Consider the following 14,679-nt stretch of genomic DNA (forward strand, 5'->3'; position numbering starts at 1 on the left):
AGTAAGTGAGCAATCCTTCTCCATCTCACTTTAATCAACAGTAAATGTATTTATTATTGAAATTGTTCTTGAACGAATGCAAGAGCGCCTTTACCATCACGAGTCAACTTGATGTATTGAGCTCCTTCAGTCTTAGCCAATTTGATTCCAAGTTTATCTGTTTCAGCCTTCATATCTTCATAGTTTGAAGCTACTTGAGGAGCAAGAATAACAAGGTCAAATTCTGGCAACATTTCACGGTGAGCACCGTAACTACCAGCAGCAGCCTTCACAGGAACATTGTATTCTGCAGCAGCTTTATTCAAAGCGTTGGCAAGAAGTCCACTAGTTCCACCACCGGCACAAAGAACCAATACGTTAGTTTCTTTTGTGATATTGTTTTGAACTGGTTCACCTTCAACACCAGCTTTTTCAAGAATAGCATCTGCTTTTGCAGTGTTAAAGTTTGCAGCAACTTTTTCTTTCAAGCTATCGTTTGATTTACCAGAACGTTCTTCTTCAAGAATTTGTTCATCATAAACCTTCACGAATGGGTAGTAAATGATCACGTCAACTACTACTAATAGCGCAGCAAGGATGAAGGAAAGAACTTGGAAGTTTGTACCAAGGACAATTCCGAGAGGAGCAGGTGTTACCCATGGAAGGTTAGCGGAGAATGAGTTCATTCCCAAGGTATCAACAAAGAATTTGAAGATCCAGACGTTTGCGATTGGAGCAAAGATAAATGGAATGAAGAAGGTTGGGTTCAATACAATTGGAGCCCCGAAGAGAATTGGTTCATTGACCCCAAAGAATGTTGGAACAACTGAGGCACGTCCGATGGCACGGTTACGTTCTGATTTACAAACCCACATGAACAAGAATGGAACAATCAATGTAGCTCCTGTTCCACCCATGGTAACAATAAACATTTGAGTACCAGAAGTGATAACTTTATCTGCATGTTGTCCAGCTTGGATAAGATGCAAGTTGGTATCGATATTGGCATAAGTGATAGCAGCGATTGCTGGTTCGACAATTGAAGGACCGTGGATACCAACAAACCAGAAGAAGGCATAAGCACCAAAGATAAATGTAATTCCAAGGTAACCATCTGCAGCTGAGAAGAGAGGAGCAAGAAGGGTACCGATTGATTCTGCAACGGTTACACCAAGAGTTCCCTTAACAATGAGTTCAAGTCCATAAAGGAGAATAACCGATACAGTGAATGGAATCAAGTCTTTAAATACTTGAGAGATATTTGGTGGAACCTCTTCAGGCATACGAATAGTAACATTATTTTTCACACAGACCTTGTAAACATTAACTGTCACAAAGGCTGCAATAAATGCTGTCAAAAGACCTTTTGTTCCCATGAAGGCTGTCAAGAAGCCTCCTTCTTTTGCAGGCTCAGCTGCCATCAAAAGGAACCCTACCATAGATGCTAGCATCGTAGATAAGAAGTTAATCTGATTGGTCGCAGGTAGGTCACGGTTCATTGAGTCCGTCAAAGCTTTAGCGGTAGTACCACCAACAAAGAATGCTAGGATACCCATCGAATAGCTATAAGGAGTCATCAAGAAGGTCTCAATGTCTTTTGACCAGTGGAATCCCCAAGCATTTGGGACATAGGCAATAAGGATAAAGATAGATGAGAAAAGGATGACTGGCATACCAGCGATAAATCCATCACGAATAGCACGAAGATAGATGTTTCGAGAGATTTTTTCAAAGAACGGTTTCCCTTTCTCAATAAGTTCAATGAGTTTATGCATTATTTTGCTCCCCTTTTATAAAGTTCGATGAGGTGAGGAATCACATCTTTTAATAAGATAGCAGTCATTAAGTGGTCCTGACCATGCATCATGGTAACGCTGTATGGAAGTTCCTCCCCAGAAGCTTCTCGAGCCAACATAGCTGTCTGAGAATTGTGAGCCTCTGCAATACAGCTTCCTGCTTCTACTACAAGACTATCTGCCTTAGCAAAATCACCATTTTCAGCCGCTTTAAGCGCTTCTAAAAGTTTAGAGCGAGCATCTCCAGCATAAGCAACAATTTCAAACCCTAAGAGAGTCATCTCTTCTCTGTTCATAACAATATCCTCCGTTTTATGTTTTTACTATACTTTATCAGTCCATGGACTAGCTGTTTTAACAAGAACTTTGTTAAGTTCATCAATATTTTCGAATCCAGTAGTACGCAACCATTCACGTGCTGCTTTTTCACCTTCTTTGATGTAAGGTTCTACAGATCCTGCCCAAGTAGCACGTCCACAAAGCACACCATTAAACTTGGCACCTGAGTCGTGAGCAAACTGCAATGTTTCTTGGAACAATTTAGCAGATACACCTGCACTTAGGTAGATGTATGGAAGGTTAGTCGCTTCTTCTTGTGCTTTAAAGAAGTCAGCAGCTTCAGCTTTACTGTAAACCACTTCACCATCAGCAAAACCTTCGACATATTTAACGTTAACTGGTACTTCTACTTTAAGAACATCAATGTTAAAGCGTGGATCAGAGAAAACTTTCATCGCTTCAATGACTTTGCGAGGTTTCACTTTTGCATATTCGACAGAACCTGCATCTGAGATTTCTTCATCATAAGCAAGGATTTCCAAGAAGAAAGGAATATCTTCACCGACACATTCAGAACCAACACGTTCAATATAAGCTTGTTTTTGTTGGTTAAGTTCATCTGAGCTGTCTACATCATAGTAAAGTAAGAACTTAACGGCATCAGCGCCTTGCTCTTTGATACGTTTTGCAGACCAAACATCCAAGCAGTCAGGCAAACGTTTTGTACTTGATGTATCATAACCTGTTTTTTCATAGGCAAGAAGAAGACCTGCTTCTTTATCCAATGCTTTTGTTGCTGGAAGTCCATATTCAGGGTCAAGCAACATTGAAGAAGCGTATTTTGTAAGTTCATCAGCAACCAAAACCTTTAGTTCTTCCATTTGAGCTACAGTTGGTTCTGTATCTTGATACTGTGCCATCAAACGTTTCAAAGCACCACGTTGGTCAAATGCCAAAGCTGAGATAACACCGTTTTTATCTGAAATTTTTTCCAAAGATTTGCGTTTCTGTTCTGTAAGTACCATTTTTATACCTCTGTTACTTCTATCTGATTAAATAAACTATCGTAATTATTAAGATTGACATAGCCTGTTAGTGCTTCTTGAGCATTCAACATACCAAGTACATTCGCTTTTTTCAATAAGTCTTTATCATCCTCACCGTGAACTAAAGCTGACGTAATCCCTGCAACAGTTGAATCGCCAGACCCAACAGGATTGACCACTTCAATTTTGGGAATAGATACCTTATAAAAAACATCATGATGTTTTGCAAAGGCTCCTTTTGAACCAAGTGAGACAACCACCCATTCAATCCCATCAAAAAGAGAATTTTCAAGAACTGATTTCAAACTACCAATATCATCTGTTACTTCAATGCCAACTAGCTGAGAAAGTTCCTCAGTATTTGGTTTAATAACTGTCGGTTTATTGTCTCCATCCAATACGCTCAATAGTGCGATTCCTGAGCAATCTAATACAACCGGAATATTATATTTATTACAAATTCCTATCATACAAGAATAAAAGTTTGTATTGAGACCTTTAGGAAGACTACCTGAGATGGCTACAATCTCTAAATCTGGAACCAACTTTTCAAAATAGCTTAAGAATCCTGTTGCTTCTTCTTCACTAATCGTTGGACCTTGTTCAAGAATCTCTGTTTGATGTCCATCATGCAAAATGGCAATACAGTTTCTCGTTTCTCCAGCAATCTTATAAAAGGAGTGTTTCACACTTGACTTATCTAGTTCACTCTCTATGAATTCTCCAATTTTACCGCCTAACAAACCACTTGCAATCACATCATCTCCCAGTTGGGAAAGAACTCGAGTAACATTCAAGCCCTTTCCACCAGGAGTTTTATGCGTTTTAGCAACACGGTTCACGGTATCTAATTTGAAGTGTTCAAGCGGATAAGAAATGTCAACTGACGGATTCATTGTTATTGTCAGAATCATAACCTTACCCCTTAGTCGTGATATTCACCACGATCCCATTTTTCTAGGAATTCATCAAAGAAGTGTGGATCCGCGTGTCCTTGATTGTGCGTTTCAACATGTTGAATTTTTTCAATCAATTTTTTATTTTCTTCTGTTGGTTTATATTCTGCATGGATAAATGCTTCAATAATATCTGTCATCAATAAACCACCAGTGATTTTACCACCAAAACCAATTACATTGGCATTCAATTCTTCTTTGGCGTAGATAGCTGATGTCATATCACGAACAAGAGCAGAGCGAATACCAGGAACTTTATTAACAGCATTGTTAATTCCAACACCAGTCCCACAAATACATACACCAAGGTCTGCCTCACCACTCGCAACTGCCTCACCAACTTTTTTACCAAAAATTGGGTAGTGTGTGCGAATGTGATCGTAAGTTCCGCAGTCAATTACCTCATAACCTTGTGTTTTCAAATAATCTACGACAGCAATTTTATCGTCTGTTACAATATGGTCACAGCCTACAGCAATTTTCATTTGTTTTCTCCTCTAAATCTAACTTTCGAATTCTTAACACATTTTATTCAACATATCAACACGGATTTGGTGGCGGCCTCCATCATAGTCTCCCTCAACAAATCCTTTAGCGATATTTTTAGCAACACCAGGACCAACAATTTCAGAACCAACTGTAATGATACGCGCATTATTATGTGCACGTGTCATATAAGCGGAACGTTCGTCAGAAACTTCCGCAGCAATCATTCCTTTAATTTTTGTTGCAACCATAAAGGGACCAACACCATAAGCATCAATCACTATTCCTAAATTCTCTTCATTTGATGTTACTTCTTTAGCTACTGCTAAAGTTACATCAACGAAGTCTTGACCCTCTTTACTAACATCAACAACTTCTTTACCAAGTTCAATCAAGTATGATTTAACTGTCTCTTTAAGTTCTGTACCTGCTTTATCAGCACCAATAATTACTGCCATTTTCTTTCTCCTGTTACTTTAGAAAATAATTGAATGTAGCTACATCGACGATATTTTTTTGCAAAACTGTTTGAAATAACGCTTTCATTATTTCTACACCATTATAATATCACCATTAAAAACAAAAGTCAACAACTTTATGTTTTTTTTTTTTTTTATTTTAAAACCGACAGTGTTTATTTTGTTTGTTTTGCAAAAAAAAAAAAAAAACACCAACAAACTTAATATTTGTTGGTATAACTATTATAAAACTAGGCTTGCAGCTCCAATCACTCCAGCATCATTCCCTAAAGTAGCCAAAGCCAGTTTAGTAGAATTTCTAACTGTTGGAAAAGCAAATTTATCAAACTCTTCTTTTACTTTATCTAAAAGAAATTCTCCTGCAGCAGAAACACCACCACCAATAACATTATAATTGGGATTAAGTGCATTAGCCAATTGACTCAATGATTTACCTAAATAATTGGCAAATTGCCATACAATTTTTTGGCCAAGAGAATCGTTTTTCTTAGCGTAATCAAAAACATCCTTTGCAGTTACTTGATGTTCTAAAATTAACCTCCTTAATTCACTTGTTTCATCAAATTGACTAGCAAAGCTTTTTGCAATATTGACAATCCCTGTGGTGCTAGCAACGGTCTCCAAACACCCAATGTTTCCACAAGTACATGAAAATCCATCTTCATCAACAACCATATGACCAATCTCACCAGCACTTCCATTGACACCATGAAGTAATTGACCTTGAGCAATAATTCCTCCACCTACACCTGTTCCAAGTGTTACAAAAATAACATCAGGTGCGTTATCTCCGGCCCCCTTCCATCGTTCACCAAGTGCAGCAACATTAGCATCATTATCTATATAAAAAGGACGACCAAATGCTTCTTCAAATTGTTCTCTGATGTTTTGTTCTTTCGACCACCCTAAGTTATAAGCTCCTGTTACTGTTCCTTTCTCAAAATCAATCTTGCCAGGACTTCCCATGCCTATGCCCTTAATATCGCCTAAAGATAAGCTATTTTCTAATAGATATTCTTGAATGGACCTGATAATGTCAGATACAATATTTTTGCCATTATCACTTATATCTGTTGGGATTGACCATTGATATTCTATATTTCCTAAAACATCTAAAATGGCTAATTTTACTGATGTTCCACCTAAATCAACGCCTATTATTTTTTTCGTCATAACTTATTCCTCCTCTGTTACACTTTCAATGACGTTTACAAACATATAATATAATCATTTTTTGTTATATTGTCAACTGTTTTTGTGTTTATTGTGTTCTATTTTGTTTGTTTTTATCTTTTTGTTATGATAAAATACTAACAGATAGTTATTTTATAAGTACAGAAAGGAAATATAGTTATGATAAAGAAAGAAAGGCACGAACGTATCTTAGATATGTTAAATATTGACGGTGTTATTACTGTCAAAGATATGATGAAAGAGCTAAATATCTCTGATATGACTGCAAGAAGAGATTTAGATGAACTTGCTGAAGCAGGATTCCTGACTCGTATACATGGAGGAGCACAACGACTCTATAAAGATGAAGAACCGCACGAAAAAACTCATATTGAAAAAAAGGTACTTCAAACTAAAGAGAAGAAACTTATTGCACAAAAAGCCAATTCAATCATTAAAGATGGTGAAACCATTTTTATTGGTCCTGGAACAACTCTAGAACATCTAGCAGTTGAGTTAAAGACTCGTAATATTCGTGTAATTACAAATAGTCTTCCTGTTTTCCTTATATTGAATAAGAGTAAAACTGTTGACTTATTATTGATTGGCGGAGAGTACAGAGAAATTACAGGTGCTTTCGTTGGTTCAATGGCTACAACCAACTTAAAAACCTTACGTTTTTCTAAAGCATTTGTAAGTGCTAACGCCGTATCAGATAACACTATCGCAACATACAGTGATGTTGAAGGAGAAATTCAACAATTAGCACTAGACAATTCTGTTGAAAAAATCTTATTGGTTGATAGTACCAAATTCAATCGTTATGATTTCTTTAATTTCTATACTCTAGAACAAATTGATACCATTATCACCGATAATCAAATATCCCAAGACCAATTAAATGAATTTGGCCAACTAACAACTATTATTCAAGCTAATTAAACTAACTTATGACTTATAAAAATATCGTTTTTGATCTTGATGATACCTTGTATGATCATCTTTTACCATTCAAAAATAGTATCATACAATGTTTTCCTGAACTTGCAATGTTTTCCTGAACTTGATATTTCTGAAATTGAACTTATCTATAAACGATTCAGGTATTGGTCTGATATTGCTTTTCCAAAATACACTAATAAGCAAATTTCAATTGAAGAACTACGTATTTTTCGTTGTAAACAGATAATAAGTGAATTTGGATTTTTTAGTATTTCTGATGATTTAGCACTCTCTTTCCAAAAAACATACGAAAAAGAACTCAGTTCAATTAGCTTGTTTCCTGAATTAAAAGAGATTCTTGAATACTGTTCTGTAAAAAAGATTCCTATTGGAATCATAACAAATGGTCCAGTTAAACAAAATTATCACAATTAGACGTTCTAAAATACTTTGATAAAGAGAAAATTATCATTAGCAAAGCAACAGGTTTCCAAAAACCTCAAATTGAAATTTTTGATCTCGCTTCTAAGAATTTCAATTTTCTCCCCAATCAAACACTTTATATTAGTGATAACTTTAAAAATGATATTGAAGGAAGCTTAAATGCTGGTTGGAAATCCATTTGGTTTAATTACAGGAAACGCAAACTACCTATTGATACTAAAATTCATGAAGTTCAAACTGCTAAAGACTTAAAAGAACTAGTCTACCGATTACTTTAACTTCAATATAATATTTTTTGACCAGTCAATAGACTGGTTTTGTTTATTCTAGGGAAATATCTCCTTAAAATTCGTTTTCTGTCTGTTTATTAGTATTGAGAATCTTGACAAATATTTCCAACTTCCTATTAGACTTTCTTTCTCCTCCTCGTCCTCAATAACTGACTCACTCTCTTTAATTTCACTAACATCAATCTCACTAACTTCAGTCTCACTAACTTCAGTCTCACTAGTGGCTGATTTTGACACCCCCTAGTTTTTTTGAACACTACCCCCGTTTGAATTTGAGACTGGGGTAGGCTCATGTTCCAACTCCCCCAAATAAATTTTATTGCCATTCGTCCTTTTTCACTGGAAGACTGTTGGACTTCATCTATCAAGCCATACTCTCGTGAGGTTTTCTTAATAGTCAGTAATTTTGACTTGGAACAGCCAAGTAGTGCCATGAGTTTGGAGTTGGAATAGACCAAATAAATAGCCCCGTCTTCATCTATCCAACCTTTACTCAAAGACAACTCTAAACGGTCTTTTAGAACAGCATAAGCAACCTTAACCTCAAGTTTCATGTCCTTGTAGCGTTCGCTGTCAAATAAGAGTTTAGGGAGCTTATAATAACGCTCTGACGTTTGATAGTGATTTGCGGTAATACGTTTCATGATTGTCCCTCCAACACTAACAGACCAACATTCCCCATGTCATCAAACTGGATTAAGCCATCCTCTTCCATTTCAACAACAATCCTCTTTGCTTTCTCAATATCAATTCTCATTATAGCCATGAGATGACACATCACAATTTGTCGTGATGACTGTTCATTCTTCTGCATGATTTTCCTCCTGAAACTAAAAAAGCGAGAACACTCATTAAAATGTTCTCGCTCACATAAAAATATATTCCTAGTAATAAGAATGTTTAAGAAATAGCAACTTTGCACAGTTTATTTATATAAAAACAAAAATCCTGCCAAAGATTTTTTGGCAGGATTTTTGGCAGGAAACCAAATCAAATTATCAGTTTCTTTAAATCGCTATAAGCTATAAAAGACTGGTAAATCGGGCTTCCGCTCTCAAATTGCTATGTGCTTCTTATTTAAGAGTAACAGTTACACAATGCCTATAAACGCTGATATAATCAGGTTTGTCTTGCTCTTATCTAGTTTAGTGGGGTTTTGGTGGGGTTTGATGATACTCCAAACTTATGTAGTGCTTGGGTTATCTCTCTTCCACCACTAGCTTTTTGACTTTCATACAGATGAGAATAGGTATTCAATGTAGTTGCCTTGTCAACTCGTCCGGAACGTTTAGAAACATACAGAACATCTTTTCCCAGTACGTTTATCAAAAAACTGTCGTGAGAATGTCGTAACCCTTTTCCAGTAATTACTTCTACTCCTGCTTTTTTAGCATGCCTTTTGAGAATACGGCTCAAAGTACATTTACTTAATGGTTTTCCAAATCGTGCTAGAACGTAATCATTATCATTGTTTTCTACCTGTACGATTCTCCATTGTTGTAGTACTTCTACCGTTTCATCATCAAGCTCAATCCATCTAAGCCCTGCCTCTGTTTTGGTCTGATTTTTCCGTGTGAAAATGCCATTTCCCTCATACTCAAGTGTACTTTGAACATGAAGCAACTTTCTTTCAAAATCAATATCAGACCAAATCAAACTTAACCCCTCAGATACTCTAAGTCCAGTAAAGAAATATAGCCAAATTGCAGTAAATCTATGTAGTTCCTCGTAGTCCGATAGGTCAAAGGTTGCAATAACTTTTCTAAAGTCATCCAGTGTCCAAAATTTTGTATCTGGTCGTGAACCCTTAGGGTTATCAAGCGATTTACAAGGAAACTCATCTATAATTTGAAGGCGTTCAGCATAGCCCAGACATTGCTTAAATCGAATCCAAACACCTTTAGCATAGTTAGGGGAGTATTTATCAATCAGATAGATTCTAAATTGCTCGCACTCTCTAATCGTTATAGATGATAATTTCTTGTGACCAAAAATTTCTACAAACATTTTATGATGAGTAAGTGCCGTCTTATAGGTAACCGCTTGAACTGTTTGCCTATAATAAGGTAGATAAATTTCTTCCATATATTCAGCAAAGGTCATGTAATCTCCGTTCCTATTTTGGGAGATTTGAAACTCTGCTCTTACTCGGCACAATTCATTATAAGCCTGTTTTTCACTCCTGAATGGATTTCCAAACTGGTCTTTATAGCTTTTCTTTCGTTGTCGCTTACCAGTTAAGTCATTTGCTTTAAACTCTGTTTGATAATAAATTTTGCCTTGTTTATCTCGCGATACTCCACGATATTTTTTAGTTGCCATTCTTTAAGTTCCTTTCTTTATCAAAAGGTAACTCAAAGCCTAGTAATTCTTCTACGATATAAGTAGGGGCAAGGTCAAGTCTTGAATTGTCAAAGGGCGATTTTCTTAATTCTAGCACATTATCCAAAGAATTGCTAGTTTCTTCAAACTTTGCCACTGCAATCGATTTAGCTTGATGAATGATATTCCTTGCTGTATGCTTTGGAAAACCAAGCTCCATTAATCGTTTATGATTTATTGTCCTTGTCAAGATTTATTCCCTCCTTGCATATCTTCTTGAATCCAGATATTTAGCAAAGAAATAGGTTTTATCCATTATCAAGTTAAGCAGTTGAGGATTTTCAGTTCTCGCATACCTAACCAGATTATTAAACTCAGTGAAATTGTGTTCTTCGATAATATCAATTATCAGAGATAAAAATTTATCATGGTTATTGCTAGTGAGAAATTTGTCTAATTCAAATCCGCAACCCGATTCAATATCATTTATATCATAGAGTGTTTTATCTGGATTCTCCGCATGAATAAAAAAATATTTCGGAAAAAGTAAACCAGAATTAATATTTGGAAATGATGCAGAGATAGAAAATACTTTATGTTTCATGTTCCTACAAGTATTTGTCAAAATAATTCCTGATGTTATCTTCTTATTAGCACTCTTCACCATTTTATTCGTTTCTCTAACCAAATTTCTCTCAATACCTCGTAATTGACTTTTTAAACTTTTTGCCATTTATACCTACTTTCTATACCTCAAACTCTCTAACTGTCTGCTTTTCCTCTTCTGTCAATTCAAACAAGTCCATAACCAAGTCGTCTATCGCTAGATTAAGCTGATTGACTTTTTCAGTGTCAGGAGAATCTTTTTTCATCTCCTCCATCAGTTGCTCAACGACTTGTGCTATGTCTTCTTGCTGGGAATCAGTAGCATCTGGAATTGGGAAATCTCCTAATTCATTAACTTTGAACTGTGGGAATAGGCGACGTTGGAATTTATCAAACTTCATGAAAAACCAAAGAGAGATTAAGCGAGAGTTTAAAATACCCAAAAGATAAAACGGATTAACCTGAATATCTGTAATAACCATTGAGTTTCTGTCATTAATAACATCACTGTCAACATAAACCGCTTCTATACTATATTCTATTTTACTTGGAATTTGACGAACTAAAATTCGTGGCTTTTCAAATAACTTAGGGTCACGCATAGCAGCTAAATTTTCACCATACTTGACATATTCACCATTCCAAGTCAGTTTATAGCGTGACACATTCTCGCCATCAAGATAGGGACGATAAGAATCATCTAACTTTTCTCTTGCGTGATAAATGCGATTATCTTTATCTTGAGCGGTCATTTTGGGTTTACCTTTTCCAGTCTCATAAGCCATAATTCCTGCTTTTACAGTCGAAATTTCTGGTCGTCCTAGTATTGGAAAATTGTTGACTTTCCAGAAGATGTCAATCGCCTGACGATACTTGACCATCGAGATTGAAAAGGTAGGGATTTCTCCAAAGAAATCTGGCGCAACTCGTCCGATAGTACTATATTCTCCATGATACAATTCTGCTACTTCAATCCAGTTTGGCGCATTCTTCTTGAAGAAAATGATACAGTTATCCACGCTAGCATCCGCAAAAATCTTATCCAGAGAATTGATCAGAACAACATCACTCGTCTGCTCCGTGATAAACTGACGAACTCTTGAATTGGTCTGAATGGTCAGAAAATTATTTGGAATGATATAGGAGAATGTCCCGCCTTTACGCAAGAGTTGATAAGCCAATTCCATGAATATAGTATAGGTATTGGCTTGGTATTCACTTACTTGATAAGTCCTTGAATAGTAGGCTTTCATCTCATCTGTAAAGGACTGATTACGAGCAAAGATATAAGGCGGATTCCCAATTACAAGGTCAAAGCCGATAAATTCGCCAGCTTCTCCCAAAATCTCAGGAAATTCCATTCGCCATTCCATACCTTTAGCGAATAGTGGATTTTTCAGTCTGTATTCCAATTCCTTTTCAGCTTTTGCTAGTTGCTTATTTAATTCCGCTACTTCTTTAGAGTTTTTATTTTCTTCCTCAAATAAGCTAATGGCACCAGCCTTATTTCGTTCAGATATGAGCCGAGATAATTTCTTTAATTCAGGGCTTGAAGCTGTGTCATCAAAGGAATGTTTGAGCCTTTCGATTTTCTCCCAGATTTCTGCTTTAACTCGTTTATTATTCGTCTCCTTATAGTCTTTAACTAGAGATAGATAGTCCTTGAAATCTGTTTTTCTCATATCAAATTCATAGTCAAATCCAAACTTATGTAAGAGACTATCGCCTACTTTAATATTGATATCAATATTTGGCAAAGTCGTCAAAACAGGTTGGTTGGTATCAGTATCCTGATAGTAATAAGAAGACTTCAAGAGTTCAATCCAGAGACGCAAACGGCAAATATTGACCGAACTTGGGTTAATATCCACTGCAAAGAGCGAATTTTCCAGAATATGTCTCTTCTGGTTGAAAATTGCCTTTTGAATTTGTTCTGACTGCTGATTACCTGTCTGATACAAAAAATTATTTCCAGACATATCTTGAATGACTAGCTCATCATTGATAACATAACATTGAATCAGGTTTCCAATATAGTTGCCATCAGCGTCAAACAAGACATTTAAATCACTTTTAAGAGCAATAATTTCATTCAGGACTGATACGAGGAAGTGACCGGAACCAACCGCTGGGTCACAAACCTTCAAACTGTCAATCGCATCTGATACCTTTTTAGCAATCTGAGCATTACGTATATTAAACTTTATATCTTCGATTGTTTCACACTGCCAGTCGAGTGCCTCATTAACTTTGTCCACTGCTGCTGTACGAATCGCTTTACGTGACATATACATGGTAATATTGCCTGGCGTATAAAAAGAGCCGTCACGGTAGCCGTTGATTTTCTCAAAAATTAATCCCAGAACTGACGCATTGATAAGGTCATTCTTAGATTTCTCATGGTGGCTGATGGAGGTCGAGAAGTCATAAGAATCCAAAAACTCAAAGAGATATTCAATAAAATTGATGTTCCCTTTTTTACGCTTTTTATCTACGCCTTTAAGAGCTGTTTTGGAGAAAATTTCAATATCTCCCTCTGGTAATCTATCAATACCAATCCCATCTCTAGAAATTTCTAATTCTGTTTCTTCAAACAGTGATGAGTTCAGATAAGGGACATAACCGAACTTTTCTTGCACTCGAACATTTCTTTCCGATACTTTCTTAGCAAGTACAGCAAAGAATAAGCTATAAATCTCCTCAAAGTTAGGCAGTTTTTCATAGGTCAAGAACCTATAAGATTCATCTTTGTTGAACAACACCAGCTGAGATTCTAACAGTTTCAAAAATAGAATTCTATTTGTCCAGACAACTGTTAGTTGAATAGCAATGTCTTCCTGCTTTTCTTTTGGAACATCTTTCATCTCCAATTTATCAATGATATTCTCAACAAAAGAATACCGTTGGCGTTTAGCAGGTTTCAAACGTGAAATAATTTTTGAAGTCCCTGACTTCGTTTCTTCTAGCCCCATCAAATAAAGCAATTCATCATAGAAATTCTTATTAAGCTTGTTTGAATCAGTAAAAATCTCTTTATTGAGAAGATTCTCTGCTGTGAAGAATCGATAAAGCTGAGTCAGATTATTTTTCTTGATTTCAATAGACTTACTGGTCTTAACTAGAGCTTGACTAAGGTCAAAGTGAGCAATAACGATTCCCTTTTCAATTGCTTTGTCAATTTCTGGTGCAATAACCTCACTATAAAGGAAATCTGTTTTATTGCTAGAAAGTTGATTATTTCTAAACTTTGTCACGAGGTCAACTAGCTTTTTATTTTTGAAAAAATGTTTTTCAAATTCTTTAGTCTCTATCACAAACCAAGATAGGCCATTTGTGATAATACACTTTTTGATTTCTAAGTTTTTATTAAATAGGCGTTCTTGTAGGTAATAATAAACAACTTCTTGAAGTGCTTTGGAATTGATTTTTTCCGTTGACATCATTTCAGACTTGTTAGTCAAACTCTTGCATTCAAAAAGAATACCTAGTGACGAATTTGCGTCTTTACCATTATAGATAGCAAGGTCTATTCTACTAGAAGTATTTATAAAATTATAAGGCAATACACTTTCTAAAAATCCCTTGAGAAGATTTTTCTGGTATTCCTCTGACTCATCCTCTTTGTCTTTTAAATGAGTCAAATAACTAACCAATTTTTGATTAAACACCTCTTTTTCTTCATCAAGTGGCATAATTGCTTGAACAGAGCGATTCATACTCTCTTTTAATGTAATTCCCTTTATTGCCATGAAATAGACTCCTAAACAGATTAATCTAAGAGCTGATAGTATTAGTCTATTGTGTAAGCAATAGACTAAGGGTACCCTTAGTCTATTGTGTAAGCAATAGACTAAGGGTACCCTTAGCGATATATATACATA

Annotated in this window: 14 protein-coding genes and 2 pseudogenes; 3 read left to right on the top strand and 13 right to left on the bottom strand. The window is 35.9% G+C overall.

Translation table 11 applies throughout. The annotated features are described in order from the left end of the window. Nucleotides 1-53: 53 nt before the first annotated feature. From SMA_RS05705 to SMA_RS05735, 7 genes are all read right to left on the bottom strand, one after another. Nucleotides 54-1,754 (bottom strand): lactose-specific PTS transporter subunit EIIC, encoded by a 1,701-nt coding sequence (locus SMA_RS05705; RefSeq protein WP_014294662.1) that lies wholly within the window; start codon nt 1,752-1,754, stop codon nt 54-56. Beyond that, nucleotides 1,754-2,071: a PTS lactose/cellobiose transporter subunit IIA gene (locus SMA_RS05710; RefSeq protein WP_014294663.1), complete on the bottom strand. Its 318-nt coding sequence runs from the start codon at nt 2,069-2,071 to the stop codon at nt 1,754-1,756. The genes SMA_RS05705 and SMA_RS05710 overlap by 1 nt, the downstream gene beginning before the upstream one ends. A gap of 27 nt (nt 2,072-2,098) precedes the next feature. Beyond that, nucleotides 2,099-3,079 carry a tagatose-bisphosphate aldolase gene (lacD, locus tag SMA_RS05715; RefSeq protein WP_007209213.1) on the bottom strand — a complete coding sequence of 327 codons (981 nt, stop codon included), beginning with the start codon at nt 3,077-3,079 and terminating at the stop codon, nt 2,099-2,101. Between the two features lie 2 nt (nt 3,080-3,081). Then, nucleotides 3,082-4,014, bottom strand: a complete 933-nt coding sequence (lacC, locus tag SMA_RS05720; RefSeq protein WP_014294664.1) for a tagatose-6-phosphate kinase — start codon at nt 4,012-4,014, stop codon at nt 3,082-3,084. An 11-nt stretch (nt 4,015-4,025) separates the two neighbouring features. Continuing rightward, nucleotides 4,026-4,541: a galactose-6-phosphate isomerase subunit LacB gene (gene lacB, locus SMA_RS05725; RefSeq protein WP_014294665.1), complete on the bottom strand. Its 516-nt coding sequence runs from the start codon at nt 4,539-4,541 to the stop codon at nt 4,026-4,028. Nucleotides 4,542-4,574: 33 nt separating this feature from the next. Next, nucleotides 4,575-5,000, bottom strand: coding sequence for a galactose-6-phosphate isomerase subunit LacA (gene lacA, locus SMA_RS05730; RefSeq protein WP_014294666.1), 426 nt, complete (start codon nt 4,998-5,000; stop codon nt 4,575-4,577). Between the two features lie 243 nt (nt 5,001-5,243). Further along, complete coding sequence (locus SMA_RS05735) at nt 5,244-6,194, bottom strand: ROK family glucokinase (protein ID WP_014294667.1); 951 nt, start codon at nt 6,192-6,194, stop codon at nt 5,244-5,246. Nucleotides 6,195-6,374: 180 nt separating this feature from the next. Between SMA_RS05735 and SMA_RS05740 the strand changes: the two genes are divergently transcribed. The 3 genes from SMA_RS05740 to SMA_RS12080 are packed head-to-tail and all read left to right on the top strand — an operon-like array spanning nt 6,375 to nt 7,858. Then, the gene (locus SMA_RS05740; protein ID WP_014294668.1) at nt 6,375-7,136 is read left to right on the top strand and encodes a DeoR/GlpR family DNA-binding transcription regulator; all 762 of its coding nucleotides are present in this window, start codon (nt 6,375-6,377) and stop codon (nt 7,134-7,136) included. A 51-nt stretch (nt 7,137-7,187) separates the two neighbouring features. Next, nucleotides 7,188-7,571, top strand: coding sequence for an HAD family hydrolase (locus SMA_RS12075; protein ID WP_265653206.1), 384 nt, complete (start codon nt 7,188-7,190; stop codon nt 7,569-7,571). Between the two features lie 32 nt (nt 7,572-7,603). Continuing rightward, entirely contained in the window at nt 7,604-7,858 is a 255-nt protein-coding gene (locus SMA_RS12080; RefSeq protein WP_318248505.1) for an HAD hydrolase-like protein, read from the top strand. A gap of 129 nt (nt 7,859-7,987) precedes the next feature. Here SMA_RS12080 and SMA_RS05750 read toward each other — a convergent pair. The 6 genes and pseudogenes from SMA_RS05750 to SMA_RS05770 all read right to left on the bottom strand — a co-directional run. Further along, a pseudogene (locus SMA_RS05750) lies at nt 7,988-8,514 on the bottom strand (replication initiator protein A); the annotation flags it as partial. Then, nucleotides 8,511-8,684, bottom strand: a complete 174-nt coding sequence (locus SMA_RS11585) for a hypothetical protein (RefSeq protein ID WP_014294671.1) — start codon at nt 8,682-8,684, stop codon at nt 8,511-8,513. The gene SMA_RS11585 and the pseudogene SMA_RS05750, both read right to left, overlap by 4 nt. Before the next feature lie 326 nt (nt 8,685-9,010). Beyond that, nucleotides 9,011-10,192 carry a tyrosine-type recombinase/integrase gene (locus tag SMA_RS05755; protein ID WP_014294672.1) on the bottom strand — a complete coding sequence of 394 codons (1,182 nt, stop codon included), beginning with the start codon at nt 10,190-10,192 and terminating at the stop codon, nt 9,011-9,013. Then, nucleotides 10,182-10,442, bottom strand: coding sequence for a DUF3173 family protein (locus tag SMA_RS05760; protein ID WP_014294673.1), 261 nt, complete (start codon nt 10,440-10,442; stop codon nt 10,182-10,184). The genes SMA_RS05755 and SMA_RS05760 overlap by 11 nt, the downstream gene beginning before the upstream one ends. A gap of 3 nt (nt 10,443-10,445) precedes the next feature. Further along, a pseudogene (locus tag SMA_RS05765) lies at nt 10,446-10,724 on the bottom strand (Rep family protein); the annotation flags it as partial. A 214-nt stretch (nt 10,725-10,938) separates the two neighbouring features. Continuing rightward, complete coding sequence (locus SMA_RS05770) at nt 10,939-14,547, bottom strand: type IIG restriction enzyme/methyltransferase (RefSeq protein ID WP_014294675.1); 3,609 nt, start codon at nt 14,545-14,547, stop codon at nt 10,939-10,941. Nucleotides 14,548-14,679 lie beyond the last annotated feature (132 nt).

Source organism: Streptococcus macedonicus ACA-DC 198 (assembly GCA_000283635.1).
Taxonomy (GTDB): domain Bacteria; phylum Bacillota; class Bacilli; order Lactobacillales; family Streptococcaceae; genus Streptococcus; species Streptococcus macedonicus.

Bases quoted from the DNA above. Each gene is read 5' to 3' on its own strand.
- SMA_RS05770 (WP_014294675.1), bottom strand. From the start codon at position 14,547: ATGGCAATAAAGGGAATTACATTAAAAGAGAGTATGAATCGCTCTGTT.
- SMA_RS05735 (WP_014294667.1), bottom strand. From the start codon at position 6,194: ATGACGAAAAAAATAATAGGCGTTGATTTAGGTGGAACATCAGTAAAA.
- SMA_RS12075 (WP_265653206.1), top strand. From the start codon at position 7,188: ATGATCATCTTTTACCATTCAAAAATAGTATCATACAATGTTTTCCTG.
- lacB (WP_014294665.1), bottom strand. From the start codon at position 4,541: ATGAAAATTGCTGTAGGCTGTGACCATATTGTAACAGACGATAAAATT.
- SMA_RS05705 (WP_014294662.1), bottom strand. From the start codon at position 1,754: ATGCATAAACTCATTGAACTTATTGAGAAAGGGAAACCGTTCTTTGAA.
- SMA_RS05710 (WP_014294663.1), bottom strand. From the start codon at position 2,071: ATGAACAGAGAAGAGATGACTCTCTTAGGGTTTGAAATTGTTGCTTAT.
- lacA (WP_014294666.1), bottom strand. From the start codon at position 5,000: ATGGCAGTAATTATTGGTGCTGATAAAGCAGGTACAGAACTTAAAGAG.
- lacC (WP_014294664.1), bottom strand. From the start codon at position 4,014: ATGATTCTGACAATAACAATGAATCCGTCAGTTGACATTTCTTATCCG.
- lacD (WP_007209213.1), bottom strand. From the start codon at position 3,079: ATGGTACTTACAGAACAGAAACGCAAATCTTTGGAAAAAATTTCAGAT.
- SMA_RS05740 (WP_014294668.1), top strand. From the start codon at position 6,375: ATGATAAAGAAAGAAAGGCACGAACGTATCTTAGATATGTTAAATATT.
- SMA_RS05755 (WP_014294672.1), bottom strand. From the start codon at position 10,192: ATGGCAACTAAAAAATATCGTGGAGTATCGCGAGATAAACAAGGCAAA.
- SMA_RS11585 (WP_014294671.1), bottom strand. From the start codon at position 8,684: ATGCAGAAGAATGAACAGTCATCACGACAAATTGTGATGTGTCATCTC.